The organism is Marinococcus sp. LNHM5E3-2.1 (genome assembly GCF_056034365.1).
In genome coordinates this window covers 1-1439 of record NZ_JBQLIB010000034.1, presented here as the reverse complement: position 1 = coordinate 1439, position 1439 = coordinate 1, and the positions used below count along the sequence as shown (strand labels likewise).

2 protein-coding genes are annotated in these 1439 nt (G+C 48.8%); one reads left to right on the top strand and one right to left on the bottom strand.

Annotated elements, in window-relative coordinates:
- Positions 1-692 (bottom strand): LysR family transcriptional regulator (locus ACTRXH_RS16010; protein WP_474283036.1); only part of this gene is annotated, 692 nt, incomplete at its 3' end.
- Between the two features lie 128 nt (positions 693-820).
- Between ACTRXH_RS16010 and ACTRXH_RS16005 the strand changes: the two genes are divergently transcribed.
- On the top strand, positions 821-1399 hold the full coding sequence (locus ACTRXH_RS16005; protein ID WP_474262233.1) for a LysE family transporter: 579 nt from the start codon (positions 821-823) through the stop codon (positions 1397-1399).
- Positions 1400-1439: the final 40 nt, after the last annotated feature.

Below are 1439 nucleotides of genomic sequence, written 5' to 3'. Positions count from 1 at the left end.
CCACATTGCACCATCTGCTTGATAGCTTCAATGCTCCACAACTCCATGGGACGAAACACCGGGAGTTCGTGCTTGGCCATATACCGTTCAAACAGCGTCCGATAGCTGCACCCCTGTTCGTTGGTAATGAAACTGGCGTCGGATTCCCCCATTTTATAATCATTGAAATGACCTGGCCCCTCCGGGGGCCCGACAAGCACCATGGGCTCCTGCCCGAATGAATAATGCTCGCATCGTTCCAAGTGAACTTCCGGATACACCATAAAAGCAACATCGACCCGGCCGCTGAGCAAGTCCGTCTGATTTTTGCTGCAGGTGCCGTTGGTCAGGACCACTTCCACCTGAGGGTACTTCCGGGAATACGCTTGAATGACCGGTCCAAGTCGGGAAATAGTCAGCGACTCGGGAGCAGCAATTTTTAACACTCCCTGAACCTCCTGGGAGTGGTGCATCTGCGTCATCCGCTTGTGCGTCGCCAGCAGGTCTTCAGCCAAGGGAATGAGTTCTTCCCCGAGCGGGGTCAGTCGCAGCTGTTTATATTCATATAAAAAGACGGGACCGCCAATGGCTCGTTCGAGTGCCTGCATATGAGAAGTAATCGTGGACTGCGTATAACCGAGGACGGCTGCAGCTTCGGTATAGCTCCCTGTTTTTACAATGGTTTGAAACGTCAGAATGTGCCGGATTTCCATCGAGAGCTTCCTTTCTGGTTTTTTAATCGAAAAATTCGATAGTCGTTTTACTAATTTCAATTTTATGAATCGTCATAAGTACCATACAATAGAAAGGGCCAATGAGCAATCAAAAAGGAAGGGATCAAATGAATATCGCCGCATTTCTTTCATATATCATCGTTACTTCTATCACGCCTGGGCCGAGCAATATTTTAATGATGAATGAAGCACGAAAAGAAGGGTTTACCGGAGCGTGGCGATTCTCGAGTGGGATTTTAACCGGATTTGCACTCCTTGGCTTCCTGAGCGGTATTTTTACATCGACGTTGTATCAATGGATACCCATGATCGAACCGTACTTGAAGACGTTAGGAGCCGGTTATCTCTTATATCTAGCCTGGAAAGTGAGCCGCCCGTCCTCTTCCAGTACCACTGGCAAACCCGGCCGTTCATCGTTTTGGACCGGCGTGCTCGTCCAGCTTTTCAACATCAAAAGCATCTTATTCTTTTTAACGGTCATGAGTGCCTTTATTTTGCCACTCACGGGATCATTACTGGCAGTGCTTGGTTATATGATCATCACCATCGTTCTCGGATGGGGGGCCCTGCTCTTATGGTCGGTATTTGGGAGCATGTTTCAAGCGTTTTTCGCCACATACGATCGGCCGGTGCGGGTGGTGATGAGCGGTCTCCTCATCTATGCGGCCTTCGCTATTTTTCTCTAATACGTGGAGCTTTTCCTCAAAGGACAAATATTCTCGTCTA

Coding starts and splice junctions, on each gene's coding strand:
- ACTRXH_RS16005 (WP_474262233.1), top strand. CDS start 821: ATGAATATCGCCGCATTTCTTTCATATATCATCGTTACTTCTATCACG.